This window comes from Ramlibacter agri (assembly GCF_012927085.1).
GTDB classification, from domain to species: domain Bacteria; phylum Pseudomonadota; class Gammaproteobacteria; order Burkholderiales; family Burkholderiaceae_C; genus Ramlibacter; species Ramlibacter agri.
Genome location: NZ_JABBFX010000001.1, coordinates 2573059 through 2588912 on the forward strand (window position 1 = coordinate 2573059; position 15854 = coordinate 2588912).

A 15854-nucleotide genomic window follows, 5' to 3' on the forward strand; every position below is an offset into this window, starting at 1 on the left:
CCTCAGGCGTCCAGCGCGGTCGTGATCTCGAAGCGCTTCTCCAGCGCCTTGTGGATCGGGCAGGCGTTGGCCACGCGCAGCAGGTCGGCGCGCTGCTTCTCGTCGAGGTCGCCGTGCACCGTCACCTGCCGGTGCAGCTTGTAGACCTCGGCCGATTCGTCGCGCAGCACGCGCACTTCGGCGCTGGCCAGCGGGTACTGCTTTCGTTTGGCGTAGAGCTGCAGCGTGAGCAGCGTGCAGGCGGCGAGCGCGGAATCCAGCAGCTCGTGCGGCGTGGGGGCCTCGCCCGCGCCGCCGGCGGCCTGGGCGAGGTCGGCGCTCCAGCGGGCCGTGCCGGCTTCGAGCGCAACGGCGGTCGTGTCGGGCTGGGAGCGGGCGATGATGGTCTGGGCGGTTTCAGGCATGGCGGCATTGTCGCCCCGGGCGCGCCCAGCTCCACGGCAGCATTTTCCGATCCCGGGAAGAGCTTGCCGCCTGCCGGCTGGCGCAGCAGCGCCTGACGCTGCCGCAGGCACGGGGTTTGCATTCTTCCGTTTGTCGAACACCGGGAGAACGCATGCGCATCCTGATCGCCTCTGCCGCCGCGATGACCATGGCCGCAGCTGCGGCCGCCGCCATGGCGCTGCACGCGCCTCCCGCCCGGCCGCTGCAGCGCGCGCCGGCCGCCGCCAACCCGGCGCAGATGCCTTCCGACGCGGTGCCCGGCCTGGTCTGGCGCAGCGGCTCCGCGACCTTGCGTCTCACCGACCGCCCCTGCGCCTCCGAGGAATTCACGCGCGCCCTGGAAACCGAAGGCGTCACCAAGGCGCGCGCCTATGACGTGGTGCAGGGCAGCCGGCGCTATTCCGGCTGCTGGAGCAAGGACATCGGCGGCGACGTCGTGACGATGGAGCCCGGGCGGGACATCGGCCAGATCCCGCTCGACTGGTTCCGGCGGGAGAGCTGAAGCAGGATTCCAGCTAGGGCTGGAATCCGTAGACCGTGCGCGGATGGTCCACCAGGATCGCCCGCCGCGTTTCCGCGTCGGGCGCCCACTCGGCCAGCAGGTCGAACAGGTCGCCGTCGTTGGGCATCCGGCGGCCGTTCATGTTGACGTGCGGCCAGTCGCTGCCCCACAGCAGGCGCTGCGGCGCATGGCGCACCAGTGCCTGCGCGATCGGCGTGACCGGCGCGTAGGGATAGTCGCCGGGCGTGCAGCGCATCGGCCCGGAGAGCTTCACCCACACGCGGCCCGAATCCAGCATCCGTTGCAGGCACTGGAAGGCGGGTTGCGCGGTGCCGTCGGCAGCGGGGATGGCAGCGAAGTGGTCCAGCACCACGGGCGTGGGCAGCGCGAGCAGGTCGTCGGCGTTCTGCAGCAGGTCTTCGCCATGCGGGTAGAACTGCACGTGCCAGCCGTAGTCCGCAACCAGGTCGACGACGCGCCGCGACAGCCGCGGCAGCGCACCCTGGTGGCCGGCGCTGACGAAGCGGGCGCCGCGCACGCCCAGGCGGTCCAGGCGCGCGACGTGCTCGCGCGTCACGTCGTCGGGCAGCAGCGCGACGCCGCGGAAGCGCTGGGGAAAGCGCTCCAGCACTTCTTCGAGATGGCTCGTGTCCTGGCCGTAGCCGCCGCCGCTGACGACCACCGCGCCGGCCAGGCCCAGCGTGTCCTGCAGCGCGATGTTCGTCTCGGGCAGGGCATCGGCCGAGGTGTAGCGGCTGCCCGGGTGGAAAGGGTGGCGGTCGGCCGGCCCGAACAGGTGGATGTGGCAGTCGATGGCACCGGCCGGTGCCTGCACCTGGGGCCTCTTGGGATAGGGGTCGGGCGGCTGCGTCAGCGGCGGTTGCGTGGAAACTGTCGTCATGGTTTTCAGCCGGCCTTGATGTTGGCGTGCTTGACCACCTCGGCCCATTGGCGCAGTTCGATGGAGATGGTCTTGCCGAATTCGGCGGGCGAGCTGCCGACGGCGTCGACGCCGCCGGCGTCCAGCGTCTTCTGCAGCGCGGGGTCGGCCAGGCTGGCGCGGATGGCGCGGTACAAGGTGTCGACGACCGCGGGCGGCACCGCGGCCGGCGCGACGACGCCCATCCACAGGATGCCCTGGTAGCCGGGCAGCCCCGACTCCGCGATCGTGGGCACGTCCGGCATCAGCGGCGAACGCTTCAGGCTGGCGATGGCCAGCGGCTTGATGCGGCCCGCGTGGATGTGCGCCGCCGAAGTCGCGATGGTGTCCATCTTCACCGCCACCACGCCGGACAGCAAGTCGTTCAGCGCCGGCGCCGCGCCCTTGTACGGCACGTGCGTGACCTTCAAGTGCAGCTGCTGCAGCAGCAGCTCCATCGTCACGTGCGGCAAGGTGCCGTTGCCGGCCGAGGCGTAATTGAGCTTGCCGGGATTGGCGCGCGCATAGGCGACGAAGCCGGCGAAGTCGGAATAGGGCTGCGACGCATGCGCGACCAGCAGTTCCGGGATCTGCGCCACCAGCGACACCGGCCGCAGGTCGCGCTCCGTGTCGAAGCCCAGCTTGTCGTACAGCGCGGGGTTGATCGTGTGGTTGGGCGTCGTGAAGAGCAGCGTGTAGCCATCGGGTGCAGCCGACGCGACCCGCTGCGTGGCGATGGCGCCGCCGGCGCCCGGCACGTTCTCGACGACGACCGCGGTGTGCAATTCCTTGGACAGTTGCGTGCCGAGCGCGCGGGCCACGGTGTCGACGGTGCCGCCGGCGGGGAAGGGCACCAGCAGCCGCAGCGGCTTGTCGGGGTAGGCGGCGCGGGCGACCGGGCCGATGGCCAGCAGGCCGGCGCCCAGGGCCAGGGCGCGGCGGCGGGACAGGCTCAAGCTCATTTCGAAGTGTCTCCAGTGGGCGGCCAGTAGACCAAGGCAGGCGACAGCGCGCCAATGAAAGTTTTGAATGGGCCGCCGGGCCGCAGCGGCACAATCCCCGCGAACGGAGACATGCGTGCAAATCGATTTCCTGGGCATCCAGGCCTTTCTGGCCATCGTCGAATGCGGCACCTTCGGCCTGGCGGCGGCCCGGCTGCACCTGACCCAGACGGCGATCAGCCATCGCATGCGCAAGCTGGAGGACAGCCTGGGCGTGCAGCTGATCGTGCGCACTTCGCGCGGCGTCTCGCTCACGCAGGCCGGCGAGGCGCTGCTGCCGCGGGCCCGCAATTCGGTGCGGCAGCTGGAGGAGTCCTGCGACGTCGTGCGCAAGCACGGCCAGAACGCGCCGGCCTGGGTCAGCTTCGGCTGCCTGCCCACGGTGGCGGCGGGCCTGCTGGTGCCGCTGCTGCAGCGCATGCAGCAGTCGCTGCCCGGGCTGCGCATCCGCGTGTTCGACAGCACGCCCGGCGAGATCGTGGAGCTGGTGCAGGCCGGCACGGCGGCCTTCGGCGTCAACATCGCGCAGAGCGTGCCGGACGCGCTGGCGCAGCAGCCGATCGCGCAGGAGCCTTTCGTGCTGGTCGTGCCGCGCGCGCATCCGCTCGCCGCGAAGCCCGCGGTGGACTGGGCGGAGCTGGAAGCAGAGCGCCTGATCCGCATCAGCCTGCCTTCGGGCAACAGCGCCACCATCGACGAATCGCTGGGGCCGTTGCGCGAGCGCCTGCCGTGGGTGTACGAGGCGCAGCGGACTTCGATGGCGCTGGAGATGGTGGCCGGCGGCCTGGGCGTGACGGTCGTGCCGGCGCTGTCCGGGGCGGGCCACGAAGGCGTGGCCGTGGTGCCGTTGCGCGGGCCGGTGGTGATGCGCACGCTGGTGCTGCTGAAGCCCGGGCCGGCGCCGCTGCGCGGGCCCGAGCAGTTCATCGCGGAAACCCTGGCCGGCCTGGTGCGCGAGCGGCTGGCGGCCCTGGCACCGGCTCCATGAATCGCGTGAGAACAATTCATTGGCCGGCGCGGCGCCAGCTTCCTACACTGCCGCGATGCAAGCCATTCCCCACCTGCCGGCGCTGCGCCGGCGCCAACTGCTCCAGGGCGCCGCAGCCGCCGCCGCGGGCAGCCTGCTGCCGCTGGGCCAGGCGTTCGCGCAAGGCTTTCCTTCGCAGCCGCTGCGCCTGATCGTGCCCTTCGGCCCGGGCGGCCTGGCCGACATCTCCGCGCGGCTGGTGGCTGCGAAACTGGGCGAGAAGCTGGGCCAGCAGGTGCTGGTGGACAACCGCCCGGGTGCCGGCGGCATCGTCGCGGCGCAAGCGACGCTGAGCGCACCGCATGACGGCCACACGCTGATTCTTTTCAGCAACGGCACGACCATCGCCAAGACCTTGCTGAAGCTGCCCTACGACCCGCAGGCGGACTTCGTGCCGCTGTCGTCGATGGCCTACTTCGACCTCAACCTGCTGGTGGGCAAGGACAGTCCCTTCAAGGACCTGAAGGCGCTGCTGGCCGAAGGCGCGCGCCGGCCGCTGAACCTGGGCTCGATCAACCCGGGCAGCACGCAGCACCTGTCGGCGGAGCTGTTCCGCGCCACGTCGCACATCCAGGCGGTGATGGTGCCGTTCAAGACTTCCGGCGAGGTGCAGGTGGCGCTGCTGCGCGGCGACATCGACGTCGGCTTCGAGTCCTATGCCGCGCTGCGCGGCGGCATCGACGGCGGCCAACTGCGCGCCCTCGCCACCACCGGGCCCGCGCGCACCCCGTGGCTGCCGCAAGTGCCCACGGCCCGCGAAATGGGGCTGGACTACGAAGTGACCGGCTGGAACGCAGTGTACGCACCCAAGGGCGTGCCGCAGGCCGCGCTGGACGTGCTGGGCGCCGCCATGCGCGAAGTGATGGCGCAGCCCGATCTGCGCAAGCGCCTGCTGGAGCTGGGGACCGAGCCGCGCGGCAGCACGCCGGCGGAGATGGCCGCCGTCTTCGAGCATGACCGCCGCAAGTGGGCGCAGGTCATCCAGCAAGCCAACATCAAGGTCTGACATGCAAGCCTCCCCGCGAATCGGCATGCAGAAGCCGGATGCGCCCCTGGTCGACACCCACGTGCACGTGTTCCGGCGCGGCATGCCGCTGCTGCCCAACCCGCGCCACAACCCCGACTACGAGTTCACCGCCGAACAGCTCGAAACGACGCTGGACGAACACGGCGTCAAGTTCTGCGTCATCGCCGCGGCCAGCCCCTGGGGCGACTGCAACGACTACGTGGTGCAGTCGCTGCGTACGCGCCCGCTGTGGCGCGGCACCGTGATCCTGGAGCCGACGGTGGGCCGCCACGAGCTGGACCAGCTGGCGCGCGACGGCATCGTCGGCGTGCGGCTGCCTTTCATCAGCGCGAAGGAGCTGCCGGACCTGGGCACCTTCGAGTGGCGCCGCTTCCTGTGGCGCCTGGCGGACCTGGACTGGCACGTGCACCTGCACCTGGACGGCCCGCGCATCCCGCAGGTGCTGCCGCATCTGGAGCGATCGGGCGTCAAGATCGTCATCGACCACATCGGCCGGCCCGACCCCGTGCTGCGCGAACGCAGTGAAGGCTTCGAGGCCATGGCGCGTTCGGTGGAGGCGGGGCGCACCTGGGTCAAGCTCTCCGGTGGCTATCGCCTGGGTGACCATTCCGCGGAACTGGCGCGCGAGCTGTGCCGGCGCGTCGGCTACGAGCGCATGCTGTGGGCCAGCGACTGCCCCTTCGTCGGCGCGGAGACTACGACCTACCAGAGCACGGTGGACTGGATCCACGAGGCGGTGCCCGATGCCGCGATGCGCCGCGTGCTGGGGCTCAACGCGATCGACCTGTATTTCCGCGGCGCCAGGCCGGCCGCATGAAGATCACCGACGCGCAGGTCCACGTCTGGCAGGCGCATTCCGCGGAGCGCCCCTGGCCGCCCGAAAGCCTCTCGCAGCCCGGCGGCTTCGTCGCCGTGCCCGGCGCGCGGCCGCATCGGGCCGAGCCCCTGGGCGGCGCGGAGATGGTGGCGATGATGGATGCCGCCGGGGTGGACCGCGCGGTGATCGTGCCGCCGTCGCCGGCCGGCGACAGCAATCTCTTCGCGCTGGAAACGGCGGCGGCCTGGCCGGGGCGCTTCGCCGTGATGGGGCGCTTCGATCCGTTGGCGGCCGATGCGCGCGAGCAGCTGGCCGGCTGGCTGGAGCAGCCGCACATGGCCGGCATCCGCATGACCTTCCACAAGCCGCAGTGGAGCCGCTGGCTGGAAGGCGACGACGAAGCGATCGCCTGGTTCTGGGCCGATTGCGAGCGGCTGGGCATCCCGCTGATGCTGATGGCGCCGGGCCGGCTGGATGCGGTCGCGCGCGTGGCGCGCAAGCACCCGGGCCTGACCTTGGTCGTCGACCACCTCGGCCTGCACAGCAACCTGCGCGACGCGCAGTGCTGGCCCGACGTGCTGGGCCTGCTGCCGCTGGCGAACCTGCCTAACGTGGCCGTCAAGGCTTCGGCGATGCCTTGCTACAGCAGCGAGACGTATCCCTTCCGCAACCTCAATGGGATGCTGGAAGCGGTCTACAACGCCTTCGGCCCGCGCCGCTTCTGCTGGGGCTCCGACGTCTCGCGGCTGCCTTGCAGCTACCGGCAGGCCGTGGATCATTTCCTCGAAGAGCTGGATTTCATTCCGGCGGCGGACCAGCCCTGGGTCATGGGGCAGGCGCTGTCGGCCTTGCTGCGCTTCTGAGCCAGAACTCCAGGCCTTGCGCCAGACTCCAATCCGCATGAAGAAGAGTCTGCTCACGCTCGCCGCGGCGCTGGTCCTCCTCAGCGCCTGTGCCACGCCTTTCGGCGCCGACAGCATCGCGCCCGGCACGCCGCGCGAAGAGGTGTTCGCCCGGCTGGGCCAGCCTGCGCGGATCGTGCCGCTGGCCGACGGCGCCCAGCGCCTGCAGTACACCCTGCAACCGGGCGGGCAGTACGCCTGGATGGTCGACCTGGACGCCGCCGGCCGCGTCACCAACGCGCGGCAGGTGCTCAACCAGCAGGACTTCCAGCGTATCGTGCCGGGCCAATGGACGGCCGCGGACGTCGAGCGCGAGTTCGGGCCGCCGGCGCGGGTGGACCGCGTCGCCAGCTGGAACGGCCCGGTGCTGACTTACCGCTGGCGCGACGTGCAGAACGCCGACATGTTCTATTACGTCTACCTGGACCCGCAGGGCATCGTGCGGCGCGCGCACCCGGCGATGGAGTTCCGCGACCGCATGTTCGACCTGCACATGTGAGGCCCTGGCCTGCCGGCGGCCCATAATCGTGCATGGCCGATAGCCTGGATGCCACTGATCTTCGCTTCAGCAAGCTGCTGGCCGGACAGAACCGGGCCCTGCAACTCGCGCTGGGTGGCGCGCCCTTGTCCGAAGCGCTGGCCGTGCTGGTGCGGACCGCGGAGGAGCAGGCCGGCGGCAGGTTCCTGGGCTCCATCCTGCTGCTCGACGAGGACGGCAAGCACCTGCGCCATGGCGCCGCGCCTTCGCTGCCGGACGCGTACAACCAGGGCATCGAGGGCAACGAGATCGGTCCGCGCGCCGGTTCGTGCGGCACGGCGGCGTATTTCGGCCACGCGATCGTCGTCACCGACATCGCCCGCGATCCGCATTGGGCGGACTTCCGCGAGCTCGCGCTGCAGCACGGGCTGCGCGCGTGCTGGTCGACGCCGTTCGTGGCCCGCGACCGGTCCGTGCTGGGTACGCTCGCGCTTTACTACCGCGAGCCGCACGGCCCGAGCGAGGACGACCGCGAAATCGTCAAGCTGGTGGGCAACACCGCCGCGCTGATCATCGAGAACGCGCGGCTGCATGCGCGGCTCCAGGATCGGGACGACTGAGCGCGCCTTGCGGCCAGCGCCTGCTTCCTTCCCTCACCCCGCGCCGTGGCACTTCTTGTACTTCTTCCCGCTCCCGCAGGGGCACAGGTCGTTGCGCCCCGGCTCCGGCGCCTTGCGGATCGGGTCCACGCGCGGACCCAGGCTGCGCCACATCTGGCGCAGTGAATACACCGCCCAGATCGCCGCGGCCAGCGCGTCGATGCGCTCGTTGCTGACGCTGGGCGGGCCGTCCTCGCTGTACATGGAGACGGCGGGCTCGCCTTCGTCGTCCTCGACCAGCGCTTCGATGTCCTCCATCGCCGCTTCCAGCATTTCGGCGGCGTCGCGGTCACGCGGCGCTTCCCAGTCTTCGGGCCAGCTTTCGACGCCGTGCATGAAGCCCGCGGCCCACAGCTGCGCGTAGGCGGGCAGGGCGCCTAGCTCGCTCGCGTCCTGCTGTTCGGCCAGCACGGCGCCGCGCAGGTCGATGGCTTCGGGATGGTAGGTGCGCTCGTCTTCCAGCAGGTCCACCGGCTCGTCGAGCGCGGTGGCGATCTCCTGCCAGCGGCGGCGCCAGCGGAAGACGAACTCCATGTGCTTCATCGGGCGGAAGTTCTCGCCGAGCAGCACTGGCCAGTATTCCTCGGCCGGCACCTCGCGGCGCATGCAGACCAGCGCCACCAGGAAGCCTTCGCAGAACTCCCATTCGGGCGTGTTCTCGTCCTGCTCGCGCAGCATGTCCAGCTCGGCATCGAGCCAGTCGAAATCGTCGGGGGTCAGGGGACCGGCAGGGGGCGTCGTACTCATGGTTTGCAGAATGATCGAATCTTTTCAGTATGATGCAGTCGCTTGTAAAAAAACCTTCATCGATGAGCGCCTCCCCTCCCGGTAACCCCACCCTGGCGCAGCGCATCGCCCGGGTGCTGCCGGCGCTGACGCCCTCGCACCGCCAGATGGCGGACTGGGTGCTGGCGCATCCGCTGCAGGCGGCCACCATGCCCATCGACGAGCTCGCGGCCCAGGTCGGCGTCTCGGTCGCCACCGCCAACCGCTTCGCGCGCGCGCTGGAGTTCGAGGGCTATGCCCAGTTCCGCGCGGCCCTGGTGCTCGGCTTCGAAACGACCCTGGCGCCGGTGCAGAAACTGCGCAACAAGCTGGAGCGCTCCGCCACCGTGGCCGAGGTCTGCGCCGGCGTGCTGGCCGATATCCAGCACAACATCGAGGCCACGCGCCAGGCGCTGGACCCGCAGGCCTGCGAGCAGGCCGTGGACGCCATTTTGCGCGCGCGCCGAGTCTACGTGGTCGGCTATGGCGCCAGCAGCTGGCTGGCCGGGCTGCTGCAGCGCGGCCTGGACCCGTACTGCGAAAGCGTGCACTCGCTGGTGACAGTCGAGAGCGCGTCCTTCGCCGCCAAGGTGCTGGCGCGCGCCCAGCCGGCCGACCTGCTGGTCGCCATTGCTTTCCCGCGCTACCTGGCGGACACCGTGCTGCTCGCCCGGCAGGCGCGCGAAGCCGGCATCCCGGTGCTGGCGCTGACGGACCGGGTGGCTTCGCCGTTGGCGAAGCTGGCCACCGTCAGCCTCTATTGCCAGGTCGACAGCCACTATTTCGCCTCCTCCGAAGCCAGCGTGCTGCCCCTGATCGAGGCGCTTTGCAGCGCGGTGGCGCACCGGGCCAAGGGTTCGGTGCAAGCGGCCACGCGGCTGGCCGAGTCGGTGCTGCCCTGGCTGCATGGCGCCGGCGGCGCCAGTGCCCCTGCAGGCACGGACCGTGCTGGTCCGGCGGCGCGGAGCAAGCGCGCCGAGCCGAAGCGCGCTACAAACCGAACTTCCAGGATTTCCAAGTGACGACTGCCCAACCCTTCCGTCCCGTGATCGCCATCCATGGCGGCGCCGGCACCATGAGCCGCAACGGCGCGGCCGCCGGCCAGGAAGCCGCCTACCACCAGGCGCTGCGCGGCATCCTGCTGCCCGCGCAGCAATTGCTGGCCGGTGGCGGCAGCGCGCTGGACGCAGTCACGCTGGCGGTCGAACTGCTGGAAGACTGCCCGCTGTTCAACGCCGGCCACGGCGCGGTGTTCACCCACGACGAGACGCACGAGCTGGATGCGGCCGTGATGGATGGCGCCACCTTGCGCGCCGGCGCCGTCGCCTGCGTCAGCCACATCAAGCGGCCGGTGCGCGCCGCCCGCGCCGTCATGGAAGACAGCGACCACGTGCTGTTCGCCGGCGCCGGCGCCGAGGAATTCGCGCGCCGCCAGGGCCTGGATATGGTCGAGCCCTCCTACTTCTCCACCGAGCCGCGCCGCGAGCAGCTGCGGCGCGCCCTGGGCACCGACCGCGCGATGCTCGACCACGATGGCGCCGCGCTCGCCTTCCGTGCGCCGCCCGCGGCGCCGCTGGAAGAGCGCGGCAAGCTGGGCACCGTCGGCGCGGTGGCGCTGGACGTGCACGGCAACCTGGCCGCGGCGACTTCGACTGGCGGCATGACCAACAAGCAGCCGGGCCGCGTCGGCGACTCGCCCCTCATCGGCGCCGGCACCTATGCCGACAACGCGACGGCGGCCATCTCCTGCACCGGCACCGGCGAGATGTTCATTCGCCTGGCGACCGCCTACGACATCTGTGCCCGCATGCGCTACGCCGGCCTGTCGCTGGAGCAGGCGACGGACCTGGCCGTGCAGGAAGCGCTGCCCGCCATCGGCGGCCGCGGGGGGCTGGTGGCCGTCGACCGGCAAGGCAATGTGAGCATGCCCTTCAACACCGAAGGCATGTACCGCGGCTGCGCCCGCGTGGGCGAAGAGCCCGTGACCGCCATCTTCCGCTGATGCAAAGAGACGCCATCGCCCCGCTGGTGCTGCCCGAGCAGCGCGTGGTGCAGGTCGACGACCTGTCGGTGCGCTTTGCCGGTTCGGAGCGCACGGTCGACGCCGTGATGGACCTGTCCTTCCACGTCGACCGCGGCGAGACGCTGGCCATCGTGGGCGAGTCGGGCTCGGGCAAGTCGGTGACTTCGCTGTCGCTGATGCGGCTGGTGGAGCACGGCGGCGGCCACATCGTGGGCGGCCGCATGGCCCTGCGCCGCCGCGACGGCAACGTGCTGGACCTGGCGCGGGCAACGGACGCGACGATGCGCGGCATCCGCGGCGCCGACATCGCGATGATCTTCCAGGAGCCGATGACCTCGCTGAACCCGGTGTTCACGGCCGGCGACCAGATCGCCGAATCCGTGCGCGTGCACCAGGGCAAGAGCAGCTCCGAAGCGCGCGCCGAGGCGCTGCGCATGCTGGAACTGGTGCGCATCCCGGAAGCGCGCTCGGTGCTGGACCGCTATCCGCACCAGCTTTCGGGTGGCATGCGCCAGCGCGTGATGATCGCGATGGCGCTGGCCTGCCGGCCGGCGCTGCTGATCGCCGACGAACCGACGACGGCGCTGGACGTGACCATCCAGGCGCAGATCCTGCAGCTGATTCGCTCGCTGCAGGACGAGATGAACATGGGCGTGGTGTTCATCACCCACGACATGGGCGTGGTGGCCGAAGTGGCGGATCGCGTGCTGGTGATGTACCGCGGCCGGGGTGTGGAGACCGGCCCTTCGGAAGAGGTGTTCGCGCACCCGCGCGAGCGCTACACCCGCGCGCTGCTGGCGGCGGTGCCGCGGCTGGGCGCGATGCAGGGGACCGAGCTGCCGCGCAAGTTCGATTTGTTGCGTGCCGATGGAGCAGCGTCCCCGGCAGAGTCTGCCAGGCCGCAGGACACGGTGCGCGCCGACGAGCCGCCGGTGCTGCGCGTGCAGGACCTGGTGACGCGCTTCGACGTGCCCAGCGGACTGTTCGGCCGCGTGAAGAAGCGAGTGCATGCGGTGGAGCACGTCAGCTTCCAGCTGCAGCCTGGCGAGACGCTGGCGCTGGTGGGCGAATCCGGATGCGGCAAGTCGACCACCGGAAGGTCGCTGCTGCGGCTGGTGGACAGCGAGTCCGGCCTCATCCAGTTCGGCGGCCGCAACGTGCGCGAGCTGCCGCGGCGCGAGCTGCAGCAGCTGCGGCGCAACATCCAGTTCATCTTCCAGGACCCGTTCGCTTCGCTGGACCCGCGCCTCACGGTGGGCTTCACCATCATGGAGCCGCTGCTGGTGCACAAGCTGGCTGCGGGCGCCGAGGCGCAAGCGCGCGTCGAATGGCTGCTGCGCAAGGTGGGCCTGCCGCCCGACGTGGCGCAGCGCTACCCGCACGAGTTTTCCGGCGGCCAGCGGCAACGCATCGCGATCGCGCGCGCATTGGCGCTGAACCCCAAGGTGGTGATCGCCGACGAATCGGTGTCCGCGCTGGACGTGTCGATCCAGGCGCAGATCGTCAACCTGATGCTGGACCTGCAGCGCGAGCTGGGCGTCGCCTTCCTGTTCATCTCGCACGACATGGCGGTGGTGGAGCGCATCAGCCACCGCGTGGCCGTGATGTACCTGGGGCAGATCGTGGAGATCGGCCCGCGCCGCGCCATCTTCGAGAACCCACTGCACCCGTACACGAAGCGGCTGATGGCCGCCGTGCCCATCGCCGACCCGAGCCGCCGCCACCTGAAGCGCGCGCTGCTCGAAGGCGAAGTCCCCAGTCCGATCCGCGCCGTGGGCGACGAACCCGTCGTGCGCCCGCTGGTCGAGGTGGAACCCGGCCACTTCGTCGCCCGCCATCCGGTGGGTGACTACCGATGATTTTTACTGAGGAGAAAGCAATGAAACACACCCTCGCACCGTTTGCCGTCGCCGCGCTGGCGCTAGGCGCCACGCTGGCCACGCCCGCCTTCGCCGCGAAGGACGTGGTGGCCGCCGTCCAGTCGACCTTCACGACGATGGACCCCTACGACGCCAACGACACGCTGTCGCAGGCCGTGGCCAAGTCCTTCTACCAGGGCCTGTTCGGCTTCGACAGGAACATGAAGATGGTGCCGGTGCTGGCCGAGAGCTACACCGCCAGCAAGGACGGCCTGACCTACACCGTCAAGCTGAAGAAGGGCATCAAGTTCCACGACGGCACCGACTTCAACGCCGAAGCCGTCAAGGCCAACTTCGACCGCGTCACCAACCCGGACAACAAGCTCAAGCGCTATGTCCTGTACAAGAACATCGAGAAGACCGAGGTGGTGGACCCCACGACGGTGAAGTTCACGCTGCACGAGCCCTTCTCGCCCTTCATCAACTCGCTGGCCCACCCTTCCGCGGTGATCATCTCGCCGGCGGCGATCAAGGAATTCGGCAGCAAGGGCCTGGCCCAGCACCCGGTGGGCACCGGCCCCTTCAAGTTCGTCGAGTGGAAGCCCACCGACTACGTGAAGGTCGCCAAGTTCGACGGCTACTGGCGCAAGGGCTTCCCCAAGGTCGACACGATCACGTGGCGTCCGGTGGTGGACAACAACTCGCGCGCCGCGATGATGCAGACCGGCGAAGCGCACTTCACCTACCCGGTGCCCTACGAGCAGGCCGAGGTGCTGAAGACCAAGCCGGAGCTGCAGCTGGTGGCGGCGCCCTCCATCGTGCATCGCTACCTGTCGATGAACACGACGCAGAAGCCTTTCGACAACGTGAAGGTGCGCGAAGCGATCAACTACGCGATCAACAAGCAGGCGCTGGCCAAGGTGGCTTTCTCCGGCTATGCGATTCCCGCCGAAGGCGTGGTGCCCCACGGCGTGGAATATGCGGCGAAGCTGGGCCCCTGGCCTTATGACCCGAACAAGGCCAAGCAGCTGCTGAAGGAAGCCGGCTACCCGAACGGCTTCGAGACCACGCTCTGGTCCGCCTACAACTACTCCACTGCGCAGAAGGTGATCCAGTTCCTGCAGCAGCAGCTGCAGCAGGTGGGCATCAAGACGACGCTGCTGGCCATGGACGCCAGCCAGCGCGTGGAGAAGGTCGAAAGCGCGCAGGACCCGGCGACCGCGCCGGTGCGCCTGTACTACGTCGGCTGGTCCTCGTCGACCGGTGAAGCCGACTGGGCCCTGCGCCCGCTGCTGGAATCGGGCTCCATCCCGCCGAAGCTGTTCAACACCGCCTACTACAAGAACGCGGAAGTGGACGGCGACATCCAGAAGGCGCTGAACACCACCGACAGCAAGGAGAAGGCCGCGCTGTACACGGACGCGCAGAAGAAGATCTGGGCCGACGCGCCCTGGGCCTTCCTGGTGACCGAGCAGCTGCTGTCGGCCAGCTCGAAGAAGCTGTCTGGCTTCTACGTGATGCCCGACGCCTCCTTCAACTTCGACGACGTCGACCTGAAGTAAGCCTGCAAGCACCGCGATGGCCGGTTATCTCCTCAAGCGCCTCCTCGGCCTGTTGCCGACGCTGCTGATCGTCGCGGTGCTGGTGTTCCTGTTCGTCCACATGCTGCCGGGCGACCCGGCCCGGCTGGCCGCCGGGCCGGAGGCCGACCAGCAGACCGTGGAACTCGTGCGCCAGGACCTGGGCCTGGACAAGCCGATCACGACGCAGTTCGTCGATTTCTTCTGGCGCATGCTGCATCTCGATTTCGGCCAGTCGCTGCGGACCAAGCGGCCGGTAGCCACCGAGATCGCCGACCGCTTCATGCCCACGCTGTTGCTGACGATCGCCGCCATGGTGTGGTCGGTCGTCTTCGGCATGGCGATCGGCATCGCGTCGGCCGTGTACCGCAACAAGTGGCCGGACCGCCTGGGCATGACGCTCGCGGTGTCCGGCATCTCCTTCCCGGCCTTCGCGCTGGGCATGCTGCTGATGGAGGTCTTCTCCGTCTACCTGGGCTGGCTGCCGACCGTGGGTGCGGACAGCTGGCGCCACTACATCCTGCCGTCCATCACGCTGGGCGCCGCCGTGGCGGCCGTGATGGCGCGCTTCACCCGCGCGTCCTTCATCGAGGTGGTGCGCGAAGACTTCGTGCGCACCGCGCGGGCCAAGGGCCTCAACGAACGCGTGGTGCTGTTCAAGCACTGCATGCGCAATGCGCTGATCCCGGTGGTCACCATGATGGGCCTGCAGTTCGGCTTTTTGCTGGGCGGCTCCATCGTCGTCGAGACCGTCTTCAACTGGCCCGGCGTCGGCCGCCTGCTGGTGGACGCCGTGACCATGCGCGACTACCCGGTGATCCAGGCGCTGGTGCTGCTGTTCTCGCTGGAATTCATCCTGATCAACCTCGTCGTGGACCTGCTGTACGGGTTCATCAATCCCACCATCCGCTACCGATGAACGAGCCCGACAACCCCTCGCTCGTGACCGACGCCGCCGCGCCGGAAGCGGATGCCGCGCCGGCCATGGCCGCCGCTTCGCGCGTGCGCACGCCCTGGAGCGAGTTCTGGCGCAAGTTCCGCAAGCAGCACGTGGCGCTGGCCGCGCTGGCCTTCGTGCTGCTGCTGGTGGTGGTGGCCATCGTCGCGCCGTGGATCACGCCTTACGACGCCGAGAACTACTTCGACTACGACGCGCTGAACCAGGGGCCGTCGATGGCGCACTGGATGGGCGTCGACGCGCTGGGGCACGACATCTTCAGCCGCATCCTGATGGGCGCGCGCATTTCGCTGGCCACCGGCTTCTTCTCGGTGGCCATCGGCGGCGTCATCGGCTCCGCGCTGGGGCTGATGGCCGGCTACTACGGCGGCTGGTGGGACCGCATCGTGATGCGCATCTCCGACGTGCTGTTCGCCTTCCCCGGCATCCTGCTGGCGCTGGGCGTGGTGGCCATCCTGGGCCCGAGCATCATCAACGTGGTGGTGGCCGTGTCGGTGTTCAGCGTGCCGGCCTTCGCGCGCCTGGTGCGCGGCAACACGCTGGTGCTGAAGCAGATGACCTACGTGGAGGCGGTCAAGAGCGTCGGCGCCTCCGACTGGACCATCCTGACGCGGCACATCCTGCCGGGCAGCATCTCGGCGATCGTCGTCTACTTCACGATGCGCCTGGGCACGTCGATCATCACGGCGGCCAGCCTGTCCTTCCTGGGCATGGGCGCGCAGCCGCCGACGCCGGAGTGGGGCGCGATGCTGAACGAGGCGCGCGCCGACATGGTGAACGCGCCGCACGTGGCGCTGTTCCCCAGCCTCGCGATCTTCTTCACGGTGCTGGCGTTCAACCTGCTGGGCGACGGCTTGCGGGATGCGCTCGATCCGAAGATCGATCGCTCCTGA

Annotated in this window: 17 protein-coding genes; 13 read left to right on the forward strand and 4 right to left on the reverse strand. The window is 69.6% G+C overall.

Going from position 1 to position 15854, the window contains the following annotated elements; translation table 11 throughout:
* Positions 1-2: 2 nt before the first annotated feature.
* A complete protein-coding gene (locus tag HHL11_RS12440; protein ID WP_169418684.1) occupies positions 3-404 on the reverse strand; it encodes an OsmC family protein in 402 nt (133 codons plus the stop codon).
* 152 nt (positions 405-556) lie between these two features.
* Here HHL11_RS12440 and HHL11_RS12445 point away from each other — a divergent pair, with 152 nt between their 5' ends.
* Positions 557-946 carry a hypothetical protein gene (locus tag HHL11_RS12445; RefSeq protein WP_169418685.1) on the forward strand — a complete coding sequence of 130 codons (390 nt, stop codon included), beginning with the start codon at positions 557-559 and terminating at the stop codon, positions 944-946.
* A 13-nt stretch (positions 947-959) separates the two neighbouring features.
* Here the strand turns inward: HHL11_RS12445 and HHL11_RS12450 are convergent, their stop codons facing one another.
* Entirely contained in the window at positions 960-1847 is an 888-nt protein-coding gene (locus HHL11_RS12450) for an amidohydrolase family protein (protein WP_169418686.1), read from the reverse strand.
* Positions 1848-1852: 5 nt separating this feature from the next.
* Positions 1853-2827, reverse strand: a complete 975-nt coding sequence (locus HHL11_RS12455) for a tripartite tricarboxylate transporter substrate binding protein (RefSeq protein ID WP_169418687.1) — start codon at positions 2825-2827, stop codon at positions 1853-1855.
* A gap of 115 nt (positions 2828-2942) precedes the next feature.
* On the opposite strand from HHL11_RS12455, the gene HHL11_RS12460 reads away from it, so the two are divergent.
* From HHL11_RS12460 to HHL11_RS12485, 6 genes are read left to right on the forward strand one after another with little or no spacing between them, the layout of a single operon-like run.
* Positions 2943-3854, forward strand: coding sequence for a LysR substrate-binding domain-containing protein (locus HHL11_RS12460; protein WP_169418688.1), 912 nt, complete (start codon positions 2943-2945; stop codon positions 3852-3854).
* 55 nt (positions 3855-3909) lie between these two features.
* Positions 3910-4899, forward strand: a complete 990-nt coding sequence (locus tag HHL11_RS12465) for a Bug family tripartite tricarboxylate transporter substrate binding protein (protein ID WP_169418689.1) — start codon at positions 3910-3912, stop codon at positions 4897-4899.
* Between the two features lies 1 nt (position 4900).
* Positions 4901-5737, forward strand: a complete 837-nt coding sequence (locus HHL11_RS12470; RefSeq protein ID WP_169418690.1) for an amidohydrolase family protein — start codon at positions 4901-4903, stop codon at positions 5735-5737.
* Positions 5734-6600: an amidohydrolase family protein gene (locus HHL11_RS12475; protein ID WP_169418691.1), complete on the forward strand. Its 867-nt coding sequence runs from the start codon at positions 5734-5736 to the stop codon at positions 6598-6600. The genes HHL11_RS12470 and HHL11_RS12475 overlap by 4 nt, the downstream gene beginning before the upstream one ends.
* A 37-nt stretch (positions 6601-6637) precedes the next feature.
* Entirely contained in the window at positions 6638-7138 is a 501-nt protein-coding gene (locus HHL11_RS12480) for a hypothetical protein (protein WP_169418692.1), read from the forward strand.
* 32 nt (positions 7139-7170) lie between these two features.
* Positions 7171-7737 (forward strand): GAF domain-containing protein, encoded by a 567-nt coding sequence (locus tag HHL11_RS12485; protein ID WP_169418693.1) that lies wholly within the window; start codon positions 7171-7173, stop codon positions 7735-7737.
* Positions 7738-7770: 33 nt separating this feature from the next.
* Here HHL11_RS12485 and HHL11_RS12490 read toward each other — a convergent pair whose 3' ends face one another.
* On the reverse strand, positions 7771-8523 hold the full coding sequence (locus HHL11_RS12490; protein ID WP_169418694.1) for a YecA/YgfB family protein: 753 nt from the start codon (positions 8521-8523) through the stop codon (positions 7771-7773).
* Positions 8524-8585: 62 nt separating this feature from the next.
* Between HHL11_RS12490 and HHL11_RS12495 the strand changes: the two genes are divergently transcribed.
* From HHL11_RS12495 to gsiD, 6 genes are read left to right on the forward strand one after another with little or no spacing between them, the layout of a single operon-like run.
* Positions 8586-9563, forward strand: a complete 978-nt coding sequence (locus tag HHL11_RS12495; protein ID WP_169418695.1) for a MurR/RpiR family transcriptional regulator — start codon at positions 8586-8588, stop codon at positions 9561-9563.
* Between the two features lie 53 nt (positions 9564-9616).
* Positions 9617-10543: an isoaspartyl peptidase/L-asparaginase family protein gene (locus HHL11_RS12500; RefSeq protein WP_240980253.1), complete on the forward strand. Its 927-nt coding sequence runs from the start codon at positions 9617-9619 to the stop codon at positions 10541-10543.
* Positions 10543-12423, forward strand: coding sequence for a dipeptide ABC transporter ATP-binding protein (locus HHL11_RS12505; RefSeq protein WP_169418697.1), 1881 nt, complete (start codon positions 10543-10545; stop codon positions 12421-12423). The genes HHL11_RS12500 and HHL11_RS12505 overlap by 1 nt, the downstream gene beginning before the upstream one ends.
* A gap of 20 nt (positions 12424-12443) precedes the next feature.
* Positions 12444-13985: a glutathione ABC transporter substrate-binding protein GsiB gene (gene gsiB, locus HHL11_RS12510; protein ID WP_169418698.1), complete on the forward strand. Its 1542-nt coding sequence runs from the start codon at positions 12444-12446 to the stop codon at positions 13983-13985.
* Between the two features lie 16 nt (positions 13986-14001).
* Entirely contained in the window at positions 14002-14922 is a 921-nt protein-coding gene (gsiC, locus tag HHL11_RS12515) for a glutathione ABC transporter permease GsiC (protein WP_169418699.1), read from the forward strand.
* Positions 14919-15854 (forward strand): glutathione ABC transporter permease GsiD, encoded by a 936-nt coding sequence (gene gsiD / locus HHL11_RS12520; RefSeq protein WP_169418700.1) that lies wholly within the window; start codon positions 14919-14921, stop codon positions 15852-15854. Before gsiC ends, gsiD begins: the two co-directional genes overlap by 4 nt.

Bases quoted from the DNA above. Each gene is read 5' to 3' on its own strand.
- gsiC (WP_169418699.1), top strand. From the start codon at position 14,002: ATGGCCGGTTATCTCCTCAAGCGCCTCCTCGGCCTGTTGCCGACGCTG.
- HHL11_RS12455 (WP_169418687.1), bottom strand. From the start codon at position 2,827: ATGAGCTTGAGCCTGTCCCGCCGCCGCGCCCTGGCCCTGGGCGCCGGC.
- HHL11_RS12445 (WP_169418685.1), top strand. From the start codon at position 557: ATGCGCATCCTGATCGCCTCTGCCGCCGCGATGACCATGGCCGCAGCT.
- HHL11_RS12490 (WP_169418694.1), bottom strand. From the start codon at position 8,523: ATGAGTACGACGCCCCCTGCCGGTCCCCTGACCCCCGACGATTTCGAC.
- HHL11_RS12475 (WP_169418691.1), top strand. From the start codon at position 5,734: ATGAAGATCACCGACGCGCAGGTCCACGTCTGGCAGGCGCATTCCGCG.
- gsiD (WP_169418700.1), top strand. From the start codon at position 14,919: ATGAACGAGCCCGACAACCCCTCGCTCGTGACCGACGCCGCCGCGCCG.
- HHL11_RS12450 (WP_169418686.1), bottom strand. From the start codon at position 1,847: ATGACGACAGTTTCCACGCAACCGCCGCTGACGCAGCCGCCCGACCCC.
- HHL11_RS12465 (WP_169418689.1), top strand. From the start codon at position 3,910: ATGCAAGCCATTCCCCACCTGCCGGCGCTGCGCCGGCGCCAACTGCTC.
- HHL11_RS12480 (WP_169418692.1), top strand. From the start codon at position 6,638: ATGAAGAAGAGTCTGCTCACGCTCGCCGCGGCGCTGGTCCTCCTCAGC.
- HHL11_RS12495 (WP_169418695.1), top strand. From the start codon at position 8,586: ATGAGCGCCTCCCCTCCCGGTAACCCCACCCTGGCGCAGCGCATCGCC.
- gsiB (WP_169418698.1), top strand. From the start codon at position 12,444: ATGAAACACACCCTCGCACCGTTTGCCGTCGCCGCGCTGGCGCTAGGC.
- HHL11_RS12470 (WP_169418690.1), top strand. From the start codon at position 4,901: ATGCAAGCCTCCCCGCGAATCGGCATGCAGAAGCCGGATGCGCCCCTG.
- HHL11_RS12500 (WP_240980253.1), top strand. From the start codon at position 9,617: ATGAGCCGCAACGGCGCGGCCGCCGGCCAGGAAGCCGCCTACCACCAG.
- HHL11_RS12505 (WP_169418697.1), top strand. From the start codon at position 10,543: ATGCAAAGAGACGCCATCGCCCCGCTGGTGCTGCCCGAGCAGCGCGTG.
- HHL11_RS12485 (WP_169418693.1), top strand. From the start codon at position 7,171: ATGGCCGATAGCCTGGATGCCACTGATCTTCGCTTCAGCAAGCTGCTG.
- HHL11_RS12440 (WP_169418684.1), bottom strand. From the start codon at position 404: ATGCCTGAAACCGCCCAGACCATCATCGCCCGCTCCCAGCCCGACACG.